This is a genomic window from Caulobacter segnis, from assembly GCF_003243465.1.
GTDB lineage: Bacteria > Pseudomonadota > Alphaproteobacteria > Caulobacterales > Caulobacteraceae > Caulobacter > Caulobacter segnis_A.
The window spans coordinates 1-22,199 of record NZ_QFQZ01000001.1 but is presented as its reverse complement, the minus strand read 5'-3'; the positions used below and the strand labels follow the sequence as shown (position 1 = coordinate 22,199).

Annotated in this window: 17 protein-coding genes and 1 pseudogene; 6 read left to right on the top strand and 12 right to left on the bottom strand. The window is 68.6% G+C overall.

What is annotated here, in order from left to right; genetic code table 11:
* The first annotated feature begins 10 nt into the window (after window positions 1-10).
* Both DI526_RS00090 and DI526_RS00085 read left to right on the top strand, forming a co-directional pair.
* Window positions 11-3,217: a glycoside hydrolase family 2 TIM barrel-domain containing protein gene (locus tag DI526_RS00090; protein ID WP_304272569.1), complete on the top strand. Its 3,207-nt coding sequence runs from the start codon at window positions 11-13 to the stop codon at window positions 3,215-3,217.
* Between the two features lie 13 nt (window positions 3,218-3,230).
* On the top strand, window positions 3,231-4,145 hold the full coding sequence (locus DI526_RS00085; RefSeq protein ID WP_304272567.1) for a family 43 glycosylhydrolase: 915 nt from the start codon (window positions 3,231-3,233) through the stop codon (window positions 4,143-4,145).
* Window positions 4,146-4,236: 91 nt separating this feature from the next.
* On the opposite strand, the gene DI526_RS00080 is transcribed toward DI526_RS00085, so the two are convergent.
* The 3 genes from DI526_RS00080 to DI526_RS00070 form a co-directional block, all read right to left on the bottom strand.
* Window positions 4,237-7,311, bottom strand: a complete 3,075-nt coding sequence (locus DI526_RS00080; RefSeq protein WP_304272566.1) for an efflux RND transporter permease subunit — start codon at window positions 7,309-7,311, stop codon at window positions 4,237-4,239.
* An 11-nt stretch (window positions 7,312-7,322) separates the two neighbouring features.
* A complete protein-coding gene (locus DI526_RS00075) occupies window positions 7,323-8,408 on the bottom strand; it encodes an efflux RND transporter periplasmic adaptor subunit (protein ID WP_304272564.1) in 1,086 nt (361 codons plus the stop codon).
* 125 nt (window positions 8,409-8,533) lie between these two features.
* Window positions 8,534-9,205 (bottom strand): glutathione S-transferase family protein, encoded by a 672-nt coding sequence (locus DI526_RS00070; RefSeq protein ID WP_304272563.1) that lies wholly within the window; start codon window positions 9,203-9,205, stop codon window positions 8,534-8,536.
* Here DI526_RS00070 and DI526_RS00065 point away from each other — a divergent pair.
* Window positions 9,191-9,274 (top strand): annotated as a pseudogene (locus tag DI526_RS00065) (hypothetical protein); the annotation flags it as partial. The gene DI526_RS00070 and the pseudogene DI526_RS00065 sit on opposite strands and share 15 nt — an antisense overlap.
* Window positions 9,275-9,321: 47 nt before the next feature.
* Here the strand turns inward: DI526_RS00065 and DI526_RS00060 are convergent.
* The 9 genes from DI526_RS00060 to DI526_RS00020 form a co-directional block, all read right to left on the bottom strand.
* Complete coding sequence (locus tag DI526_RS00060) at window positions 9,322-10,494, bottom strand: acetyl-CoA C-acetyltransferase (RefSeq protein WP_304272561.1); 1,173 nt, start codon at window positions 10,492-10,494, stop codon at window positions 9,322-9,324.
* A gap of 100 nt (window positions 10,495-10,594) precedes the next feature.
* The gene (locus tag DI526_RS00055; RefSeq protein ID WP_304272560.1) at window positions 10,595-11,038 is read right to left on the bottom strand and encodes a hypothetical protein; all 444 of its coding nucleotides are present in this window, start codon (window positions 11,036-11,038) and stop codon (window positions 10,595-10,597) included.
* 153 nt (window positions 11,039-11,191) lie between these two features.
* Complete coding sequence (locus DI526_RS00050) at window positions 11,192-11,533, bottom strand: hypothetical protein (protein ID WP_304272559.1); 342 nt, start codon at window positions 11,531-11,533, stop codon at window positions 11,192-11,194.
* Window positions 11,534-11,725: 192 nt separating this feature from the next.
* Window positions 11,726-12,070 (bottom strand): hypothetical protein, encoded by a 345-nt coding sequence (locus DI526_RS00045; RefSeq protein ID WP_304272557.1) that lies wholly within the window; start codon window positions 12,068-12,070, stop codon window positions 11,726-11,728.
* A gap of 14 nt (window positions 12,071-12,084) precedes the next feature.
* Window positions 12,085-12,435, bottom strand: coding sequence for a helix-turn-helix transcriptional regulator (locus tag DI526_RS00040; RefSeq protein ID WP_304272555.1), 351 nt, complete (start codon window positions 12,433-12,435; stop codon window positions 12,085-12,087).
* Between the two features lie 91 nt (window positions 12,436-12,526).
* Window positions 12,527-13,255, bottom strand: coding sequence for a FadR/GntR family transcriptional regulator (locus DI526_RS00035; RefSeq protein WP_304272553.1), 729 nt, complete (start codon window positions 13,253-13,255; stop codon window positions 12,527-12,529).
* Between the two features lie 199 nt (window positions 13,256-13,454).
* Window positions 13,455-15,026 (bottom strand): sodium/sugar symporter, encoded by a 1,572-nt coding sequence (locus tag DI526_RS00030; protein ID WP_304272551.1) that lies wholly within the window; start codon window positions 15,024-15,026, stop codon window positions 13,455-13,457.
* 35 nt (window positions 15,027-15,061) lie between these two features.
* On the bottom strand, window positions 15,062-15,670 hold the full coding sequence (locus tag DI526_RS00025; protein WP_304272549.1) for a 2-dehydro-3-deoxy-6-phosphogalactonate aldolase: 609 nt from the start codon (window positions 15,668-15,670) through the stop codon (window positions 15,062-15,064).
* A 5-nt stretch (window positions 15,671-15,675) separates the two neighbouring features.
* Window positions 15,676-16,590, bottom strand: coding sequence for a 2-dehydro-3-deoxygalactonokinase (locus tag DI526_RS00020; protein WP_304272547.1), 915 nt, complete (start codon window positions 16,588-16,590; stop codon window positions 15,676-15,678).
* A gap of 376 nt (window positions 16,591-16,966) precedes the next feature.
* Between DI526_RS00020 and DI526_RS00015 the strand changes: the two genes are divergently transcribed.
* The 3 genes from DI526_RS00015 to DI526_RS00005 form a co-directional block, all read left to right on the top strand.
* Window positions 16,967-19,918 carry a TonB-dependent receptor gene (locus tag DI526_RS00015; RefSeq protein WP_304272545.1) on the top strand — a complete coding sequence of 984 codons (2,952 nt, stop codon included), beginning with the start codon at window positions 16,967-16,969 and terminating at the stop codon, window positions 19,916-19,918.
* Window positions 19,919-20,042: 124 nt separating this feature from the next.
* Window positions 20,043-21,560: a tryptophan halogenase family protein gene (locus tag DI526_RS00010; RefSeq protein WP_304272543.1), complete on the top strand. Its 1,518-nt coding sequence runs from the start codon at window positions 20,043-20,045 to the stop codon at window positions 21,558-21,560.
* Window positions 21,561-21,928: 368 nt separating this feature from the next.
* A partial coding sequence (locus tag DI526_RS00005) for a flagellin (RefSeq protein WP_369691861.1) occupies window positions 21,929-22,199 on the top strand: 271 nt, incomplete at its 3' end.

Below are 22,199 nucleotides of genomic sequence, written 5' to 3'. Positions count from 1 at the left end.
GAGGGTGCGTATGAAGAAGGTGCTGTTGGCCGGCGTGGCCTGGCTGGGCGTGGCGGGCGCGGCGATGGCCCAGGGGCCGCAGGTCCAGCCCGTGCAGGTGGACCCCTCGCGGCCGGACTGGGAGAACCCGGCGGTCTATGCGCGCGGCAAGCTGCCCGCCTCGGCGACGCATTTCCCGTTCGAGAGCCGCGAGGCGGCCCTGGCCGGCGACCAGACCCGGTCGGCGCGCTACCAGACGCTGGACGGTCAATGGAGCTTCAGCTTCTCGCCTTCGTCGGACGCCGTCCCGGAGGGCTTCGAAAAGCCCGACTATGACGTGTCGGGCTGGAAGACCATCAAGGTCCCGGCCATGTGGCAGACCGAAGGCTACGACCAGCCGCGCTACAACAACATCACCTATCCCTTCCCAGCCAACCGCCCGCTGATCCCGCACGCCACCAACCCGGTCGGCAGCTATCGCCGGACGTTCGAGGTCCCGGCGGGCTGGTCGGGACAGGACGTCATCCTCCATATCGGCGCCGCGGGTTCGGCCTATCGCGTGTGGGTGAACGGCAAGGAGGCGGGCTATTCCGAAGACTCCAAGCTGCCCAGCGAGTTCGACGTCACGTCCCTGCTGGTCCCCGGCCAGAAGAACATCGTCGCCATCCAGATCCACCGCTGGTCGGACGGCTCGTACCTTGAGGACCAGGACTTCTGGCGGGTGTCGGGGATCGAGCGGTCGGTCTATCTGAAGGCCGTCCCCAAGACCCGCCTGACCGATCTGTTCGTCCACGCCGGCCTCGACAAGGCCTATAGGGACGGGGTGCTGTCGACCGACGTCGCCCTGACCCGGCGCGACCAGCCGGTCGTCGTCCGCATGACCCTGCTGGACGGCGACAAGCCCGTCCTGACCCAGGAGGCCAAGGTCGCGGCCGGCGCGGCCCGCACCCAGACCCTGTCGGCCAATGTGCCCGGCGTGCGTCAATGGACCGCCGAGACGCCCAACCTCTACACCCTGCTGGTCGAGGTGCTGGACGCCAAGGGCGGCGTCATCCAGGCCACGCCTCAGCGGATCGGCTTCCGCACGGTCGAGATCAAGAACGGCCGCGTGGCCGTCAACGGCAAGCCCATCGTCATCCGCGGCGTCAACCGCCACGAGCACGATCCGGAGACCTTCCACGTGATGTCGGAGGCCTCGATGCGCCGCGACATCGAGCTCATGAAGCGCAACAACATCAACGCCGTGCGCACCTCGCACTACCCGAACGCCGAGCTCTGGTACGCCCTGGCCGACGAGTACGGCCTCTATGTGATGGACGAGGCCAATATCGAGAGCCACGCCTACATGGACTACGCCAACAAGTATCCCGAGCTGCGGCCCAAGCTGCAGCTGGGCTTCGACCCGGCGTGGGAAGGGGCCCACGTCAGCCGCGTCCTGAACATGGTCGAGCGCGACAAGAACCACCCGTCGGTGATCTTCTGGTCGCTGGGCAACGAGGCCGGCATCGGGCCCAATTTCGAGAAGGCCGCGGCCGAGGCGCGCAAGCGCGATCCCTCGCGCCTGATCTCGTACCTGGGCTGGGGCACCCTGGACTGGGAGCACGAGCCCAACGCCTATGTCGACGTCTATGCGCCGATGTACGACGACATCGAGAAGATGGTCGACTGGGCCCAGGAACCGACCCGCGCCCAGCCGATGATCCAGTGCGAATACGCCCACATGCAGGGCAATTCGGGCGGCAACTTCAAGGACTACTGGGACACCATCTATAAGTACGACAAGCTGCAGGGCGGCTTCATCTGGGACTGGGTCGACCAGTCGATGTACCGCTACGCCAAGGACGGTCGCCGCTACTGGGGCGACGGCGGCGAGTACGGCCCCAATCCGGGCGGCGATGTCGAGTTCGGCGACGGCCTGAACCAGCCGGACCGGACGCCCAATCCGCACCTCTACGAAGTGCAGAAGGTGCTGTCGCCGATCCAGTTCGAGGGCTTCGATCCCGCCACCGGCGCGGTGACGGTGCGCAACCGCCACGACTTCCGCGACCTGTCGGGCTTCAGCTTCGAGTGGACGCTGCTGGAGGACGGCGTCGGCGTCGCCTCGGGCGCCCTGCCGGACCTGGCGACGCAGGCGCGGGCGACCCAGACGATCACGCTGCCGGTCGCCGGGATCCCCCGCAATCCGGGCGCGGAGTACATGGTCACCGTACGCGCCAAGGCCAAGGCCGGCGCCGTGCCCCTGACGCCGGAAGGCTATGTCGTGGGCTGGGAGCAGTTCGCCCTGACCCAGCCGGTCGCGCCGGCGGCCAAGGCGGCCGCGGGCGCGGTCGCGCTCAAGGAGACGGCCGACGCGATCACCTTGTCGGCCGGCGGCGCCACCCTGACCCTGGACCGCAAGACGGGCCTGGTCGCCGGCTACGGCAAGGCCGGGGGCGCGACGCTGACGGGCGGCCAGCCGAACTTCTTCCGGGCCGAGACCGACAACGACACCCTGACGGGCACGGTCAGCCAGCAGGCGCCCTGGAAGGCCATGACCAGGACGCGCCAGACCCGGGCGATCACCGTCGACGCCAAGGCCGGCCGGGTCAGCGTCGACCATGAGCTGGGGGCCGGCGCGGCGCGCTTCGTCACCACCTACGTGATGAACGGCGACGGCTCGGTCGACGTGGCCGGGCAGCTGACGCCGCTGAAGGACGACCTGCCGCCGCCGGTCCGCGTGGGCCTGTGGTTCAGCCTGCCGACCAGCCTCAAGACCGTGGAATGGTATGGCCGCGGCCCGCACGAGAGCTATGTCGACCGCAAGACCAGCGCGCCGATCGGCCTGTGGCGGGGGGCGATCGCCGAGCAGAACCACGACTACATGCGGCCCCAGGACACCGGCAACAAGGTCGACGTCCGCTGGCTGGAGGTCTCGGGCGAGGGCCAGGGCCTGCGCGTGCGGGGCGAGACGCCGCTGATGATGAACGTGCTGGCCTTCCCCTACACCGACCTCTACCGCCGGCCGGAGGGAACCTGGAAGTCGACGGACATCGTCCCGCGCGAGGCGGTCACGCTGCTGGTCGACGGCGCCCAGTGGGGCGTCGGCGGCGACACGGCCTGGAACCACGTCGGCCAGCCCCACGTGAAGTACCGCACCAAGCTGGAGCCGATCCGCGTCGCCTTCCGCCTGGAGCCCTTCGCGGGCGAGGGGACGACGCCCGACAAGGCGCGTCCCGCCCAAGCCACCACGCCGCAATAGGAGCGCCTGACCTATGAAGCCTCTTTCCCTGCTGCTCGCGGCGGCCCTGCTGGCGAGCCCCGCGCTCGCCGCCCAGCCGATCAGCCCGCGGTTCAACGCCGACCCGTCGCCGCACGCCTTCAAGGGCGGCTACTACCTGTACGCCACGGACGACGCCTCGAACTCGGGCAAGTACTGGGACTCGACCACCTGGCGGCTCTACACCTCCAAGGACCTCAAGACCTGGAAGGACGGCGGCGCCTTCCTCGGGGTGACGGTGTTCGGCTGGGCGCGGCCCGACGCCAAGGCGTGGGCGCCCGAGGCGGCCTATCGCAACGGGAAGTACTATTTCTACGCCCCGGTGGGCGGCGACAAGATCGGGGTGGCGGTGGCCGACAAGCCCGAGGGGCCGTTCACCGACGCCATCGGCGCTCCCCTGGTCGACAAGGCCCGCGACGCCAACGCCGGGGCCGAGCCGATCGACCCCCAGGTGCTGATCGACGACGACGGCCAGGCCTACATGGTCTTCGGCACCCGCGTGCCGAAGATCGTCAAGCTGGGCGCCGACATGACCAGCCTGGCCGGGCCGATCCAGGATCTCGTCGTCACCGGCTTTCCCGCCAACGACCCCAAGAAGACCTATGGCGAGGCGCCGTTCCTGCACAAGCGCAAGGGCCTCTACTATTTCAGCTTCTCGACCGGCTGGCCGGGGCAGATCGTGTACGCGACCAGCACGTCGCCGATGGGCCCCTACGCCTATCGCGGCGTGATCCTGGACTACCTGAAGATCTCGACCAACCACCAGGCGATCCTCGAGGCCAAGGGGCGGACCTGGTTCTTCTATCACGACGCCCTGCTGCCCGGCGGCGGCGACCATCGGCGCTCGATCGCCATCACGCCGCTGCGCTACGGCTCGGACGGTTCGATCCTGCCGATCAAGCCGAAATAGGCCCACCGCGGAGGGGCGTCGAAGCCTCCGGCGAAACAAAAAAGCCCTCCGCCAGCGCTGGCGGAGGGCTTTGCGTTGCGAGGGCCCGGCCTTACTCCGCCGCCTTGGGCGCGGCGTGGTGCTGGTGGCCGAACATCCGGTGCATCAGGCGTTCCGAGCGGGTCTTCAGCCCGTCCATCAGGATGAACACCACCGGGATGTAGAGCAGCGACAGCAGGGTCGAGGTGATCAGGCCGCCGATCACGGCGATGGCCATCGGCGCGCGGAACTCGACCTCGGCGCCCAGGCCGATAGCCGTGGGCAGCATGCCCGCGCCCATGGCCACGGTGGTCATCAGGATCGGCCGCGCCCGCTTGTGGGCGGCGTCGATGATGGCCGTGCGCTTGTCCATGCCATGCTCCTGCATCGCCATGATCGCGTACTCGACCAAGAGGATCGAGTTCTTGGCGGCGATGCCCATCAGCATCAGGATCCCGATCAGGGTCGAGATCGAGAAGCTGGACTTGGCCAGCACCAGCAGGCCGAACGCGCCGCCGATCGCCAGCGGCAGGGCGACCATGATGGTGATCGGGTGGGCGAAGCTGCGGAACAGCAGCACCAGCACGACGTACATTAAGAGGATGCCGGTGATCAGCGCGCCCAGGAAGCCGCTGACCATTTCCTGGATGAACTCGGCGTCGCCGGCGGCCACTTCCTTGACGCCCGGGGGCAGGTTCTTGACCGAGGGCAGGGCGTGCACCCGCGCGCCGGCCTCGCCGACGACGATGCCGTCCAGCTCGGCGGTGATGGTGGCCACCCGCGAGCGGTCACGGCGGTCGATCTGCGAGGGCCCGGCGCCGAAGCGGACGTCGGCGACGGCGTTCAGCGGCACGGGGCCGTTGGCCGACGGCACCTGCAGGGTCTGCAGCACCGCGATGTCGCCGCGCGCCTCGTCGTTCAGGCGCAGACGGATCGGCACCTGGCGGTCGCCCAGATTGTACTTGGGCAGGTTCTGGTCGACGTCGCCGATCGTGGCCACGCGCACGGCCTGCGAGATCGCGCCGGCCGAGACGCCCGCGCGGGCGGCCTGGTCGGGACGCGGGGTCACGACGATTTCGGGACGGGCGATGGCGGCGGTGTTGACCACGTGGGCCAGGCCGGGGACCGAGCGCATCTCGGCCTCGACCTTGCGGGCGGCGGCCTCCAGGGCCGGGCCGTTGTCGCTGACCAGGCTGAGGGTGTAGCTGCCGCCGTTCGAGGGGCCGCCGCCGTTGTTGCTGCCCGCGCCGATCCGCGCGCCGGCGATGGCGGCGAACTGGTCGACCATCTGGCGGCTGAACTGCTGCTGGCTGATCCGCTGGCCCTTCTCGGTCAGGTCGGCGGTGACCTGGCCCTTGTTGACCGCGTTGTTGCGGCCGATCGAGGCGTAGACGCTGACCACTTCGGGCCGCGCGCGCAGCTCGCGGGTCACGCGTTGCACGACCGCATCCGTCTCGTCCAGCGTCGCGCCAGGGGGCAGCTCGACCGAGAACTCCGCGCGGCCGCGGTCGGCCTGGGGCTGGAACTCGAACGGCAGGCGGGTCGCCAGGAACACCGAGATGGCGAACATCGGCAGCCCCATCGCCAGCACCTTCCAGCGATTGTTCAGGGCCCAGTTCAGGCTCTTCAGGTACGGACCCATCCATGGCGGGTCCTTGTCCTCGTGCTTGTGGTCGGCCTTCAGCATGTAGGCGCCCATCAGCGGCGTCAGCAGGCGGGCCACGACCAGGGAGAACAGCACCGACACGCAGGCCGCCAGGGCGAAGGCCTTGAAGAACTGGCCGATGATGCCGGGCATGAAGCCGACCGGCGCGAACACCGCCACGATCGTGAAGGTGGTGGCCACGACGGCCAGGCCGATCTCGTCGGCCGCCTCCATCGCCGCCGCATAGGGGCTTTTGCCGCCGCGCATGTGGCGGACGATGTTCTCGATCTCGACGATGGCGTCGTCGACCAGGATGCCGACGGTCAGCGACAGGGCCAGCAGGGTCACGCCGTTCAGCGACTGGTTCATCGGCCCCAGCACCGCGAAGGTCGGGATCAGCGAGGTGGGGATCGCCACGGCCGCCAGCAGGGTGGCGCGCCAGTCGCGCAGGAACAGCAGCACCACCAGCACGGCCAGGATCGCGCCGATGATCAGGGCCTCCATCGAGGCCAGATAGCTCTCCTCGATGTATTTCACGTTCGAGGTGACTTCCTCGATCTGGATCTCGGGGTGCTCCTGGTCGAGCTTCTCCACCGCCTTGCGGACCTTCTCGGCGGTCTGCACCTCCGAGGCGCCGCGCGAGCGGATCATCGAGAAGGTCACGACCTCCTGGCCGTCGAAGCGGGCGCGCGTGCGCGGCTCGGCCCAATGGTCGGTGACCTGGCCCAGGTCGGCCAGCCGCACCGCGCCGCCGCCGGACAGCGGCACGCGGGTTTCCCGCAGCTGCTCGACCGAGCCGGCCGCGCCCAAGGTGCGGATGGCGCGCTCGGCGCCCGAGATGGTCACCCGCCCGCCGGGCAGGTCGGCGTTCGACGAGACCAGGGCCTGGCTGACGGCGGCGGCGGTGACGCCGCGCGCGGCCAGGCGGTCGGGATCCAGGGCGACCTCGATCTCGCGATTGACGCCGCCGCGGCGGTTGACCTCGCCGACGCCGCGGATCGCCAGCAGGGCGCGGCTGACGTCGTTGTCGACGAACCAGCTGCGCTGCTCGGGCGTCAGGGTCGGCGCCTTGACGACGTAGGTGATCAGGTCGTCGCCGGAGATGTCGACCCGGGTGACGGTCGGCTCCTGCATGTCCTGGGGCAGGGCGCTGCGCAGGTTCGACATCGCGTTGCGGACGTCGTTGGTGACGCGCTCGTGGTCGACGCCCAGCTCGAACTCGATGACCGTGGTCGACGCGCCGTCCACCACGGTCGAGCGCGTGTGACGCACCTGGCCCAGGCCCGCGATCGAGTCCTCGATCAGGCGGGTGACCTGGGTTTCCAGTTCGCTGGGAGCGGCGCCGGGCCGCACGGCCGTGACGACGACGATCGGCAGATCGACGTCAGGCTCATTGTTGATCCGCATCGAGCGGAAGCTCGAGATCCCCGCGATCATCAGCAGCAGGAACAGCAGGATGACGGGGATCGGGTTCTTGATCGCCCAGGACGAGATGTTGCGCATCGGAGCGTCCTCTAGCGAGCGGGCTTGGGCGTGGCGGCGCTGATCCGCACCAGGTCGCCCTCGCCCAGGAAGCCGGCGCCGTCGACCACCACCTGCTCGCCGGCGGTCAGGCCGATGGCGGCCACGCGGTCGCCGGTGCTGGTCAGGATCTGGATCCGGCGGAAGTGGACCTTCCTGGCCGCGTCGACCACGAACACGCCCGGCCGGTTCTCGCGATAGAGCACCGCGGCGCTGGGCACGACGAGGGCAGGCTGGTCGCCGGCGTCGATGCGGACGCGGGCGAACATCCCCGGACGGAAGCCGCCCATCGACGACAGGGCCACGCGCGCCACGCCCAGCCGGCTGGTGGCGTTGACCTCGGAGGTGACGATGCGGACGCGGCCGCTCGTCTCGCCGATCTTGTCGGAATAGATGGTGGCCGGCATCCCGGCCTTGACCGCGCCGAGATCGGTCTCGGGGATCTCGGCGTCGACCTCCAGCCGGCTGTCGCGGACGATGCGGAACAGCTCCGAGCCGGTGGAGACGATCTGGCCCTTGGTGACGCTGCGGCGGCTGATCAGCCCGCCGACCGGCGCGCGGATCGCGGTCTGGGCCAGGCGCGCGGTCGTCTCGCCGCGCGCGGCCTCGGCGGCGGCGAGGTTGGCCGTGGCCGTGCCCTGGCGGGCGGTGGCGGTGTCCAGCGAGGCCTGGGACAGATAGCCCTTGGCCTGCAGCTCGCGGGCCCGGCCCAGGGCGGCCTGCGCCTCGGCCAGGGTGGCGCGGGCGCTGGCGACGGCCGCCTCCTGCTGGCGCAGCTGGGCGCTGATCAGGGCGTCATTGAGCTTGACCAGCACCTGGCCGGCCTGGACGACCTGGCCTTCCTCGGCGTTGACGGACACCGCTGTCAGGCCGCCGGTTTCGGCGCCGACCGGAACCTCCTCCCAGGGCGAGATCGAGCCGGTGGCGCTGATCTCGCGCGCGATCGGCTGGCTGGCGACGGTGGCGACGCTGACGGTGGCCGCGGCGGAGGGCGCGGCCTTGGCCTTCTGGGGCTTCTTGTCGCCGCATCCGGACAGGGCGATCGCGCCCACGCCCAGGACCAGAACCAGCGCGCTCATAGTCGGGCGGCGCCCATCGATCCGGTAAAGCACGATCATCCCCAGCAATTCTTGTTAGCCCGACGGCCTTCTAGCCGACAAAACCCGGGTCGCTGAGTTAATTTGCCGTAAGACGATAAATTCGTTCAGACGCTCGCGGGCGCCTGGCTTTGCGCCGCCCTCGCGCGGGCGAAGGCCGGCCGCTGGCTCATGCGGTTCCAGTAGTCGGCGACGACCGCCGGGAAGGCGTCGTCCAGCTTCAGGGCCCGCGCCAGCAGCAGGGCGTAGGTCACCGAGATGTCGGCCCCGGTGAAGCGATCGGCGGCCGCGAAGGCGGACCTTTCCAGGATCGCTTCCAACCCTTTCAGCCGCGCCAGGAACCAGCGGGCGTAGTCCTCGGCCACCTGCGGCTGGCGGCGTTCCTCCGGCTCGAGGCGCGTGTAGCGCAGCACCAGGGTCTGGGGAAAGGTCAGGGTGGCCTCGCCATAGACGAGACCGTTCAGATAGGCGCCATAGCCCGGCGCGTCGGGGCGCACCGACAGCCGCCCGCCGCCATGGCGCATCGACAGGTACTCGATCATCGCCGCGGACTCGGTCATCCGCGTCTCGCCGTCGACCAGCAGCGGGATGGTGCCGAGCGGGTTTTCGTCCAGGTAGTCGCGCGCGTGGAAGCGCGGCGGGAACGGCAGGAGCTTGAGGTCGTAGGCCAGCTCCAGCTCCTCCAGCGCCCACAATGGCCGGAACGAGCGCGCGTCGCGGCAGTGCCAGAGGGTGATCGTTATGGGGGCTATCCGACAAAGCCAGTGAAACCGTGTCATCCCGGCCGTAGCGAAGCGGAGCGCCGGGACCCAGGGGCGACCACACTGCGCCGGCCCCTGGGTCCCGGATAAGCGCTGCGCGCTTTCCGGGATGACACGGATTTATGGTCTTGAAACTACAGCCGCTCCACGATCGTCACGTTGGCCAGGCCGCCGCCCTCGCACATGGTCTGCAGGCCATAGCGGGCGCCGCGGTCCTTCAGGGCGTGGACGAGCGTGGTCATCAGCTTGGCGCCGGAGCCGCCCAGCGGGTGGCCGAGCGCGATCGCGCCGCCGTTGACGTTCAGCCTGTCGGGATCGCCGCCGGTGACCTTCAGCCAGGCGGTCGGCACCGAGGCGAAGGCCTCGTTGACCTCGTAGAGGTCGATGTCGCCGATCTTCATGCCGGCCCGCTCCAGCGCCTTCAGGGTGGCGGGGATGGGGGCCTCCAGCATGATCACCGGATCGTGGCCGATCACCGTCATGTGGTGGATGCGGGCCAGCGGCTCGACGCCCAGGGCTTTCAGGCCCCGCTCGTTGACGATCATCACGCCGGCCGCGCCGTCGCAGATCTGGCTGGAGGTGGCGGCGGTGATCCGGCCGTCCTCGGCCAGCAGCTTCACCGAGCCGATCGACTCCATCGAGGCGTCCCAGCGGATGCCCTCGTCGACCTCGTGGCGCTCGCTCTTGCCGTCCTCGAGCTTGACCTCGATCGGCACGATCTCGGCGGCGAACTTGCCGGCCTTGGTCGCGGCCTGGGCGCGCTGGTGGCTCTGCAGGGCGTAGGCGTCGAGGTCGGCCCGCGACAGGTCGTACTTCTTGGCCATCATCTCGGCGCCCATGAACTGGCTGAACTGGACGCCCGGATACTTGTCCTGGATCCGCGGGCTCATATAGGTGCCAAAGCCGTTCTTGTACGGCAGCTGCGAGGACAGGCCCATCGGCACGCGGCTCATGCTCTCGACGCCGGCGGCGATGACGATGTCCATCGCCCCCGACATGACGGTGGCGGCGGCGAAGTGGATGGCCTGCTGCGACGAGCCGCACTGGCGGTCGACCGAGGTGCCCGGCACGCTCTCGGGCAGCTTGGAGGCGAGGATGGCGTTGCGGGCGACGTTCAGGCCCTGCTCGCCGACCTGGCCGACGCAGCCCATGATCACGTCCTCGACCAGGGCCGGATCGGCGCCGGTGCGATCGACCAGCGCGTCCAGAATGACGCCGCCCAGGTCGGCCGGGTGCCAGCCCGAGACCTTGCCGCCCTTGCGCCCCCCGGCCGTGCGCGCGGCCGCCACGATATAGGCTTCGCCCATCAGTTCTCTCCCTGCTGTCTGATACGCGTCAGCGGCGAAACCCCTCACGTTTTCGCCCAACGCGCTCTCTCGTTGCCGGGAGTGAAACAGGCGTTTGGGGCTATGTCAGCGGTGACGCGGCGTCAGGCGCGGCGGGGGGTCTTCGGCGCCCCAGGGCGCCGCACAGCAGGGCCAGCATGGCCAGGTAGCTGAAGCACGAGCTGGCGATCCAGGCGGCGCGCCGCCACAGCACCGCGTCGGCCAGCATGGCGAAATGCAGCACCACGTTGAGGGCCTGGAAGGCGCAGGCCCACATCGGCCACCAGCGGTCCGAGCGCAGGGCGACGAACAGCAGCGCCAGCATCAGCAGGATGTCGATGACCATGGGACCGGCCTGGGCGCCGCGCTGCTGGATGCTGTTGTAGACGACGCCGGTGGCGATCCAGGCGGCGACCATCGCGCCGGCGCCGAACCGCTCGGGCCAGTCGCCGCGCCACAGGGCGGCGGTCGCCGTCGCCGCCAGGACCAGCAGGCTGGCCCATTGATAGAAGAAGTGGAAGAACATCGCCGGTCAGGAAGATCCGCCGCAAACCCTGGGTGCGGCTGCGCCTAGGGTGGCGCCATTATCCAGGATTGCAAATCCCCGCCGGGCCAACCGGCGGGGATCGCTTGACGCTCGGGCCCTGGCGGCCGCGACCTCGCCGCGACCGCTGAAGCGCTAGGCGGCGACCGTCAGGTGGCCCGACGGGCCGGGCGAGCCCGGCTTTTCGGCCATGTCGCCGAACGAGACGCGGGCCAGGCCGATGTCGTGCTGGGCGACGGTCAGGTGCTTGTGGGTGGTGACGATGCCTTCGCGCGCCACGCCCAGGGCCTGCATGGTGTTGATGGCCGACATCAGGGCGTCCTGGCCGACGATCGCCGAGAGGTTGGCGGCCTGGCGGCTGTGCGGCATCAGCGCCGCGAGGGTGGCGGTGGAGGCGATGGCCGCGTCGATGGCCTTCTCGGCGGCGAACAGGGCTTCGGCCACGGTCTCGGCCGCTTGGCGACGTTCCTTAAGCATGAGCGATCTCCTTCGCGCGGGGCTAGGCCGGCGCGTTGCCAATGGGGGCTGTGCGATTGGACGCCCGGCTCCCGAGGCGTCGAACTTAAGGAAACAGGCCTTCCAGCGCGTGGAGCCCCGCCAGGATCGAACCGAACGCGAGCGCGGTCACGATCATCACGGCGGCGATGAAGGCCAACCGATGGGGGACGCTTAGATGGTTAGGCTGTCCGCGTCCGAGTCCGAAGACGAGAAGTCCGACGGAAAGCTCTCGTCCATCACTGCGCTCGCGATGCAGAGGATCTCCCGCATCACCAGCTCGCTGGGCTTGAACGTGGCTTGCTTGCGGGTGGCCGCCACCAGGTCGTGGACCATGGCCGCGCCATCCGGCGTCGCCGACAGGCTCATCAGCTGGCGCTCGAGTTCGCTCCAGGTGATGGGCGGCAGGAGCTCGGCCGAATTGAGGGCCGGCCAGCTGTTCCGGAAGCTCATGATGTCCTGGCGCATGTAGGTCGCCCGGCCAATGGCTTCCTTCTGGTGGGGGGTCAGTTCGGTCACGGAAAGCTCCTTGCTCAGCGGGGCCAGGAGACCGTGAAGTCGGGGGTTCGGCTAGCGGCGCCGGATCGGACCCCGACGCGATCGGAGGGGGGGGTGACAGGGGCCGTGACAGGGGGCGGGGGCGCGCCGGCCTGGGCCGCGCGGTCGAAGACCCGGCGCGCGGCGTCGTAGCGGTCGGTCGCGCCCAGGCGACGCTTGGCCTTGTCCAGATGCCAGTCGACGGTGTGCTTGGAGAGACCCAGCTCGCGGGCGATCTCCTTGGAGCTCATGTGCCGGTCGACCAGACGCAGGCACTCGCGCTCACGGTCGGTGAGACGGTCGAGACCCTCGACCTGATCCGTCACGGAAGGAAAGCCCTTGCCCATGGTCAGAACTTTAAGGGTCGGCCGGCGATCGGCCAAGCGTCGCCACATTAAACCTTGGCCATCAAGCCCGCGAGCGGTTTTCCGCTCCGGCTCACGCGTCGCGGCGGGCTGCCTCGGATTCAGTGTTCGGCGAGGCGGCCCGGATCAATTCCAGCACATCGACGATGATCTCGCGCATGGCCGAGGACGCCTTGTCGGCGTCGCGGGCGATGATCGCCTGGGCCACGTCCTCGTGCGAGGGGATCGAGGCGGTGCGGCCCTTGATGCGGTTGGTGAACCGGATCGAGATGCGCAGGGCCGTGTTCACCAGCTCGTGCAGCTCGCGATAGAACGGGTTCTTGGTCGCGTCGAGGATGGCGACGTGGAAGGCGATGTCGGCCGACAGCGGGTCGTCCTCGCCCTCGGCGGCGGCCTTCATCCGGCGCAGGCCCTTGCGGATCTCCTCCAGCCCGGCCTCGTCGGCGTTGCGGGCGGCCAGGGCGGCGGCGGCCGGCTCGATGCCCAGCCGCATCTCGGTAAACTCGGCCAGCAGGCGCAGGCTGAACTTGCGTTCCAGCAGCCAGCGCAGCACGTCCGGATCGAGCATGTTCCACTCGGCCTCGGGCTCCACCACCGTGCCGTGGCGGGGGCGGGCGCTGAGCAGGCCCTTGGCGGTCAGCATCTTGACCGCCTCGCGGGTGACGGTGCGGCTGGCGCCGAACTGCTTGGAGAGTTCGCCCTCGGTCGGAAAGCCCACGGTGGCGTATTCGCCCGTGACGATCGCCTGGCCAAGCTGCTCCACCAGGCCGTACGTCAAGCTCAGGCCAGGTTGGGTGCGCATCTTATTCTCTTCCCCCTGACGATCGCTCTCCCGCGATCGCCGTTCCCTCTTGCGATCGGCGCGGCCGACCCATGGACTCTGTCGCGCCGAATACAGCCGCGCCGTCCGCATTGAGCAAGAGCGTTCGGACGGATGGCGCGGCCAAAATGCGACGGGACCTGTATTCGTCGTCCCTTTGCGCCCTCGGCGTTCAGCGCGGTCACCACCAGGTGGCGTAGAGCGCGATGAGGATCAGGATGACACCCAGGCCCGCGATGTTGAAGCTGGTCGAGGTCTTGTAGCTGACGCCTTCCAGCGTCACGACGCTGACTTCCTTCTTCTGCGGCGCGGCCAGCGACACCAGGATCGCCCCGGCCAGCGACAGCAGGAACACCACGCCGACCCGGTTCATGAACGGCATCGTGTAGATCCCCTTCTCCTGCAGCCACCAGAACAGGGCCGACAGCAGGGCCGAGCCGATGGCGGCGGTCAGGGCGCCGGCGGTGGTCGCCTTCTTCCAGAACATGCCCAGGATGAAGATCACCACGATCCCCGGCGTGAAGAAGCCGGTGAACTCCTGGATGAACTGGAACGCCTGCTCGGCGCCGCCCAGCAGCGGCTTGGCGGTCAGGACGCCGATGATCACCGCGACGACGGCGGTGATCCGGCCGACCGCGACCAGGTGGCCCTCGCTGTGGTTCGGGCGGGCCTTGGCGTAGACGTCGAGCGTGAAGATGGTGGCGATCGAATTGATCTTGGCCGCCAGCGAGGCGACGATCGCCGCGACCAGCGCGGCGAACACCAGGCCCAGCAGGCCGGGCGGCAACAGCTTCATCATTTCCGGATAGGCCTGGTCGGGCTTGATGCCCTGCGGGGCCAGCACCAGGGCCGCGATGCCCGGCAGCACCACGATCACCGGCATCAGGAGCTTCAGATAGGCCGCCATGGCGATGCCCTTCTGGGCCTCGGCCAGGTCCTTGGCGCCCAGGGCGCGCTGGATGATGTACTGGTTGAAGCCCCAGTAGCTGATGTTCATGATCCACAGGCCGCCGATCAGCACCGCGATGCCCGGCAGCTCCTTGTAGTGCGGGCTGTCCTTCGAGAGGATCATGTCGAACTTCTCGGGGAACTGGGTGGTCAGGTGGTGGAAGCCGGCCACGACGTCGCCGCCGCCGATCTTGCCCAGCGACAGCCAGGCGATGATCAGGCCGCCGGTGACCAGCAGGGCCACCTGGACGATGTCGGTCAGGGCCACGGCCTTCAGCCCGCCCCAGATCTGGTAGGCCAGGGCGAAGACGCCGATGGCGGCCAGGGCCCACATCTGGTCGAGGCCCGTGACGGTGTGGATGGCGATCGAGCCCAGCCACAGGATCGAGGTCAGGTTCACGAAGACATACAGACCCAGCCAGAACACGGCCATCAAGGTCCGCACGCTGGGGCCGTACCGCTGCTCCAGGAACTGCGGCATGGTGTAGACGCCGTTCTTCAGGAACACCGGCAGGAAGAACTTCCCGACGATCAGCAGGGTCAGGGCCGCCATCCACTCGTAGGAGGCGATGGCCAGGCCGATCGCGTAGCCCGAGCCGCTCATGCCGATGATCTGTTCGGCCGAGATGTTGGCGGCGATCAGCGAGGCGCCGATCGCCCACCAGGGCAGGGCCTTGCCGGCCAGGAAGTAGTCGGTCGAGTCCTTCTGGTGGCCGCCCTTGTCCCGGCTGACCCATTGGGCCAGGCCGAAGATGGCGACCGCGTAGATCGCCAGCACCGCGATGTCGATCGTGGCCAGGTTCATGTTGTCTCCCCCCTTTTCGTTGTTTGTTTGAGCCCTTAGGCGCCCCAGGCCGCGACCAGGGCGGCGGCCCGTTCGCCGACCTCCTGGGCCGTGTAGCCCGGCCGGTAGAGCTCGCCGCCGACCCCGATGCCGGCGACGCCCGCCGCGCGCCAGGGCTCGAGATTGGCCGCGCCCACGCCGCCGACGGCGTAGACGAGAATGTCCTTGGGCAGCACGTCCTTGACCGCCTTGATGTGGCTGGGGCCGAACGAGCTGGCCGGATAGAGCTTCAGCGCCTTGGCGCCGGCCTTGACGGCGACGAAGGCTTCCGACGGCGTGGCGAAGCCCGGCATGGCGGTCAGGCCCAGCTCGACGGCGCGCGAGATCACGGCGGCGTCGGTGTTGGGGGTGACGATCAGCTTGCCGCCGACGCCGGCCACCTGGTCGACGACCTCGGGGGCCAGCACGGTGCCGGCGCCGCACAGCGCCTGGTCGCCGAAGGCGTCGCACAGCTTGCCGATGCTCTCCAGCGGATCGGGCGAGTTCATCGGCACCTCGATGCCCTTGATCCCGGCGGCGACCAGGGCCGCGGCGATGTCGACGATCTCGGTCGGCTTGACGCCGCGCAGGATGGCCACGATGGGGGGCGGAGCGGCGTTGGTCATAAGCTTCACTTCCGTTGAGATCTGGAGATGGCCGAAAGGCCGGCGAGGACGGCCGCGTCGCCGTCGACGACGGACGCGCCGACCCCGAACTTGGCCAGGGCCTTAACATAGAGGTCGCTGAGGGCGCCCGCGCCGATCACGGTCACGGCGTCCATCGGCCCAAACCAGTCGCGGGCGGCGGCGACGTCGGCGCCGATCAGCAGGCCCGACAGGTAGCCCATGGCGTCGGCCGGGCTCATGCCGTCCAGCAGCTGGCGGGCGCGGGTCTCGAACATCAGGTGCGGCAGGCGCGCGGCGCCATGCTCGGCGATGCGCGCAAGACCCAGGGCGAAGCCTTCGGGCGAGCCGTCGGCCTGCGACCCGCCGCCGGCGGCCAGGGTCGAGTGCGCCTTCAGCAGGGCGAAGGTCTCGCCGACCGGGGCGGTGACGAAGCCGGTGACGTTGCCGTCCTCGACCACGGTCCACTTGTTGTGGGTGCCGGGCAGGACGAGCAGGTGGCGGCCGGTCTGCAAGGCGGGGTCGAGCGACAGGGCGCCGAAGACTTGCGTCTCCTCGCCGCGCATCACGTCGGGACCGCCCAGCGGGTTCACGCAGGAGAGGCCGGGAACCAGCGTCACCGGCAGGCCGTCGGCTTCCAGGCGGATCGTGCGCTCGGCGATCGCCGCCGGGTCGGCCGGGCAGGGGGCGTAGGGGGCCAGGGTCCAGCCGATGCTGGAGCCGACCATGCCGCACAGGATGGCGCCGTCCGGCTTGGCGTCGCGCCAATCGCCGACCAGGTCGAGGAAGGTCTTTTCGGGGGTGTCGGTCAGGGCCGAGACGCCCGGGCCATCGCGGCGGTGGATCACGCTCTTGCCCTGGCGCAGCCAAAGGCGCAGGCGCGAGGTGCCCCAGTCGCCGACGATCACGATGTCCTGGTCCATCAGGCTTGGGCTTTCGACGTCGCAGCGTGACCTGCGTTGTTGTTTTTCATGACCGTCCACCGCTGGCGCAGGGCGCGCCCGCCGCGTCCTTCGCGGCTCGATTTATAGTACAATATTTTCTCCGACAATGCGCCCCCTGTCCACCCATTGATGGAAGCGCTTCCGGAGTTTTCAGCCATTGCGCGCGGTGTCATTGACCCTGGTGTGGCTAAAACAACGCTGTCATCCGAGAATTGATAGCGCTATCAAAATCGGCTTGTCGGTATCACTTATACGACTATAGCTACCGAAACCGAGAAGCGCGCGACCAGCTCGCCGCGATCATTGAGCGCCAAGAACGCTCCGGAATGCTCTGACTTTTTGGGAGGGGAAGCCCATGCAAGGCCAAGACCAGTCACACCGTAAACTCATGCTCGCGGGCGTATCGGCGCTCGTGCTCTGCGCCGTCGCGCCGGGCGCGGCCCTCGCCCAGGCCCAGGCGCAGCCGAAGGACGACTCCGCCGTCGAGGAAATCGTCGTCACCGGCCAGCGCGCCGCCATCCAGTCGGCCCAGAAGATCAAGCAGAACGCCGAGCAGCTCGTCGACTCGATCACCTCGACCGACATCGGCGCCCTGCCGGACCGCTCGGTGACCGAGGCCCTGCAGCGGGTCGCGGGCGTCACCATTGGCCGCACCTCGGACGGCCGCGACGCCGACCGCATCTCGGTCGAGGGTTCGGGCGTGCAGGTGCGCGGCCTCTCTTGGGTCCGCGGCGAACTGAACGGCCGCGACAGCTTCTCGGCCAAGGCCGGCCGCACCCTGAGCTTCGAGGACATCCCGCCCGAGCTGATGGCCGGCGTCGACGTCTACAAGAACCCCTCGGCCGACATCATCGAAGGCGGCGTCGGCGGCACGGTCAACCTGCGCACCCGCCTGCCGTTCGACAGCGCCAAGCGCATCATCGCCTACTCGCTGGACGGCAGCTACGGCGACCTGGCCAAGAAGTGGAAGCCCTCCGGCTCGATCCTGTACAGCGACCGCTGGGACACCAGCGTCGGCCAGATCGGTTTCCTGATCGACCTGTCGGACTCCAAGCTGAAGAGCCGCACCGACACCATCTCGGTCGAGCCCTACAACGTCCGCACCGACCTGGTTCCCGGCAAGACGGTCTACGTCCCCGGCGGCTACGGCTATCGCAGCCTGGAATTCGACCGCGAGCGCAAGGGCATCGACGCCGCCGTGCAATGGCGTCCGAACGACCAGTGGGAAGCGACCTTGCAGTTCCTGCGCTCGTCGGCGCTGCAGGCCTCGACCGAGCGGGCGAACGGCTTCACGCCGGGCTCGACGGACGGCCCCGCCGCCGGCACCACCTTCACCTACGACTCGGCGGGCCGCTTCCTGAAGGGCACCCTGGCCGATACGGCCGGCGGCACGGGCCTGGGCTCGTCGCTGATCGACACGCGCTACGCCGAGCGCAGCTCGGTGACGTCCGACTACTCGCTGAACCTGAAGTACAATCCCAACGACAAGTGGGCCTTCAGCGGCGACGTCCAGTACATCTACGCCAAGACCAAGACCGTCGACTTCACCGCGTTCAACGCCCTGAACGGCTCGACCCTGCCCGGCACGCTGGACCTGACCGGAAGCCTGCCGTCGATCACGGCCAACAACGACAAGGCCTTCCTGGCCAACCCGGCCAACTACTACCTGCAAGCGGCGATGGACCACCATGACCGCAACGAAGGCAGCGAGCTGGCCGCCCGCTTCGACGGCGCCTACACCTTCGACGGCGACGGCTGGCTGAAGTCGTTCCGCTTCGGCGTGCGCCACACCTATCGCCAGGCCACGACGCGCGAGACCGCCTATCGCTGGGACACCGTCGCGCCCAGCTGGTCGGGCGCGGCCACGATCGACAAGCTGTCGGGCTACCAGGGCTATTACGAGCTGTTCCCGTTCGACAACTACTTCCGCGGCAAGGCCAACATCCCGGCGGCCTTCGTCATGCCGACGGCCTCGTTCGTGAACCAGTACGGCGTCACCTCGACGATCCTCGGCAAGATCGCCGCGGCCAACGGCGGCGGCTGGCGTCCGTTCAACGGCGACTTCGAGGACCAGAACCAGGACGGCGGTAAGGGCAGCACGAACCACCAGAAGGAGAAGACCCTCGCGGCCTTCGCCATGCTGCGGTTCGGCCACGACATCGCCCTGTGGGGCGACGATCGCGAGCTGGACGGCAATATCGGCGTCCGAGTCGTCAAGACCGAGAGCGAAAGCCAGGGCCTGCAGAACTTCACGGTCAACGCCGAGGCGATCGCTGACGGCAGCAAGATCCCCGTCCCCGACCGACAGTTCGCCAACGGCGCCAAGAGCGCCTTCGTCGGCGGTCGCGACTATGTCAACGTCCTGCCCAGCCTGAACGCGCGCCTGAAGGTCACGCCGGAAATGTTCGTGCGCTTCGCGGCCGCCAAGGCCATCGTGCGTCCGGACTTCCAGCAGCTGCAGCCGAACTATGCGATCACCGCCACCAACGGCGTGATCACCGGCGGCGTCTGCTCGAACACCATCCCCGGCGGCGCCCGCGCCGACTGCGTGTACCAGTACACCGCCAACGCGGGTAACCCGAACCTGAAGCCGATCCGCTCGACCCAGTACGACCTGGCCTATGAGTGGTATTTCGCGCCGACGGGCAGCCTGACGGCGACGGCCTTCTACAAGGACATCTACAACTTCATCACCAACGGCTCGCAGAACCTGCAGTTCACCAACAACGGGGTGACGCGCACGGTCCAGGTGGTCCAGCCGTACAACGCCGGCCACGGCACGATCAAAGGCTTCGAAGTCGCCTACCAGCAGTACTACGACTTCCTGCCCAGCGTGCTGAAGGGCCTCGGCGTCCAGGCCAACTTCACCTATGTCGACAGCAAGGGCGCCCGCAACGCCGCGGTCAATCCCTACGACAACACCCAGATCGGCAACGTGACGGGCGCGCTCGGCGAGTCCATGCCGCTCGAAGGCCTGTCGAAGAAGAGCTTCAACGTCGCCGCCCTCTACGACCTGGGCAAGGTCTCGGCGCGCCTGGCCTATAACTGGCGCGAGCGCTACCTGCTGACCACCACGGCGGCCAACATCAACATCCCCGCCTGGGCCGACGACTACGGCCAGCTGGACGGCTCGATCTTCTACACGGTCAGCGAAAAGCTGAAGATCGGCTTCCAGGCGGTGAACATCACCAACAGCAAGACCAAGATCCTGGTCAGCTATCCGGGCCGCCCGGAAGAGGGCCTGACGGGTCGCAACTGGGTGGAGGCCGACCGCCGCTACTCGGTGGTGCTGCGCGGGACCTTCTAGGGACCGGCGCCTTCAGCGCATGGCCCCCGTCGCCCCGTCCTTCCCGGATGGACGCGGCGGGGGCTTTCTTTTTTTCGGGGCCGGGGTCTAGCCTGCCGGCCTGAGCACGGTTCGAGGCGGCCCGATGGACGCAAAGCCCTATCGCAAGTTCGTCATCGTCGGCGGTGGGACCTCCGGCTGGATCGCCGCCGCGACGCTGATTCAGGCGCTGAAGGGCCATCTGGGCGAGGTCGAGCTGATCGAGTCCGACGAGATCGGCACGGTCGGCGTCGGCGAGGCGACCATTCCGCCGATCCAGTTCCTGAACGGCCTCTTGGGGATCGATGAGTACGACTTCGTCCGCAAGACGCAGGCGACGTTCAAGCTGGGCATCCAGTTCCGCAACTGGGGACGCCAGGGCCAGGAATACTTCCATCCCTTCGGGGCCTATGGCGAGCCGATCGACGGGGTCGGCTTCCATCACTACTGGCTGCGGCTGCGGGCCAACGGCGAGGGGGGCAGCCTGGACAGCTACGCCCTGTCGACCGTGGCGGCCAAGGCCGGCAAGTTCGCCACCCCGCCCAAGGACCTGCCGCCCGGCGTGCCGGGCCTGGGCTATGCCTACCACTTCGACGCCGGTCTCTATGCGCAGTACCTGCGGGCCTATGCCGAGGCGCGCGGCGTCAAGCGCACCGAGGGGCGGATCGCCAAGGTCGAGCAACGGCTGGAGGACGGCTTCGTCTCGGGCCTCGTCCTGGCCGACGGCCGGCGGGTCGAGGGGGACTTCTTCGTCGACTGCTCGGGGTTCCGCGGCCTGCTGATCGAGCAGGCCCTGGAGGCGGGCTTCGAGGACTGGTCGCACTGGCTGCCCTGCGATCGCGCCCTGGCCGTGCCCTGCGAGAACGCCTATCCGCTGACGCCCTACACCCGCTCGACCGCGCGCGAGGCCGGCTGGCAGTGGCGGATCCCGCTGCAGCACCGCACCGGCAACGGCTACGTCTATTGCAGCGACCACATCAGCGACGACGAGGCCGCCGCCACGCTTCTGGCCAATCTCGACGGCAAGGCCCTGGCCGATCCGCGTCCGCTGCGCTTCAAGGCTGGCCGCCGCCGCAAGGCCTGGAGCAAGAACGTCGTGGCCCTGGGCCTGGCCGGCGGCTTCATGGAGCCGCTGGAGTCGACCAGCATCCATCTGGTGCAGACCGGCGCCATGCGCCTGCTGGCCCTGTTGCCGCTGGGCGGCTACGACCCCGCCGCCGAGCATGAATACAACCGGCTGACGCAGATCGAGTACGAGCAGATCCGCGACTTCATCATCCTGCACTACTGCGCCACCGAGCGGGACGACGCGCCGCTGTGGACCTACTGCCGGACCATGGCCATCCCCGACAGCCTGGCGCATCGGATCGAGCTGTTCCGCAGCCGGGCCAAGATCGCCCGCTACGACGACCAGCTGTTCGCCGAGCCCAGCTGGCTGGCGGTGTTCCTGGGGCAGGGCGTGGCGCCGCGCGACTACGACCGCCTCGCCGACGCGGCGGCCTATGACGAGGTGGTGGCCCGGGTGCGGCGGATCGGCCAGGCCAACGCCGGCCTGGTGTCGCGCCTGCCGACGCACGACGCGTTCATCGCGGCCGCCTGCAAGGCCGACCCGCTCGCCGCCTGAGCGATCGGGCGCGCCCGGCCCTGCGGCGCAGGGGCGCACCCCTGGGCGAGCGCTCCGCGCCTCGCCGCGGACTTCAAGCTATCGCATAGGTGGCGCGGCCCTGGATTAGCGAATTGGCTCGATCCAGGATTGATAAATTCAGGAAGAGATCGTGCGGCCTGTTCCATTTTAGAACAGATGGGCGCTTGGGCGGGCCTGCAATAAGTAAATATAGTTGTTTACTATTAATAAAATAGCTCGAAACGTTAATTACGTATCTGAAATCCTTAAACGAAATCGAAATCACGAATGTGGATACTTGCGGTGGGTAAAACGCCCGCCGGCAGTCAAAACGACGCCGGGACACCTCGAATAGGAGTTGTTTCGTTATGGCGCTGAATAGCATCAATACGAACTCGGGGGCGATGATCGCCCTGCAGAACCTGAACTCGACCAGCGCCGAACTCGGCGTCGTCCAGCAGCGCATCAACACCGGCAAGAAAGTCGCCAGCGCCAAGGACAACGGCGCGATCTGGGCCATGTCCAAGACGCAGTCGGCCACCGCCCAGTCGCTGAACTCGGTGAAGGACTCGCTGCAACGCGGTCAGTCCACCATCGACGTCGCCCTGGCCGCCGGCGACACGATCACCGATCTGCTCG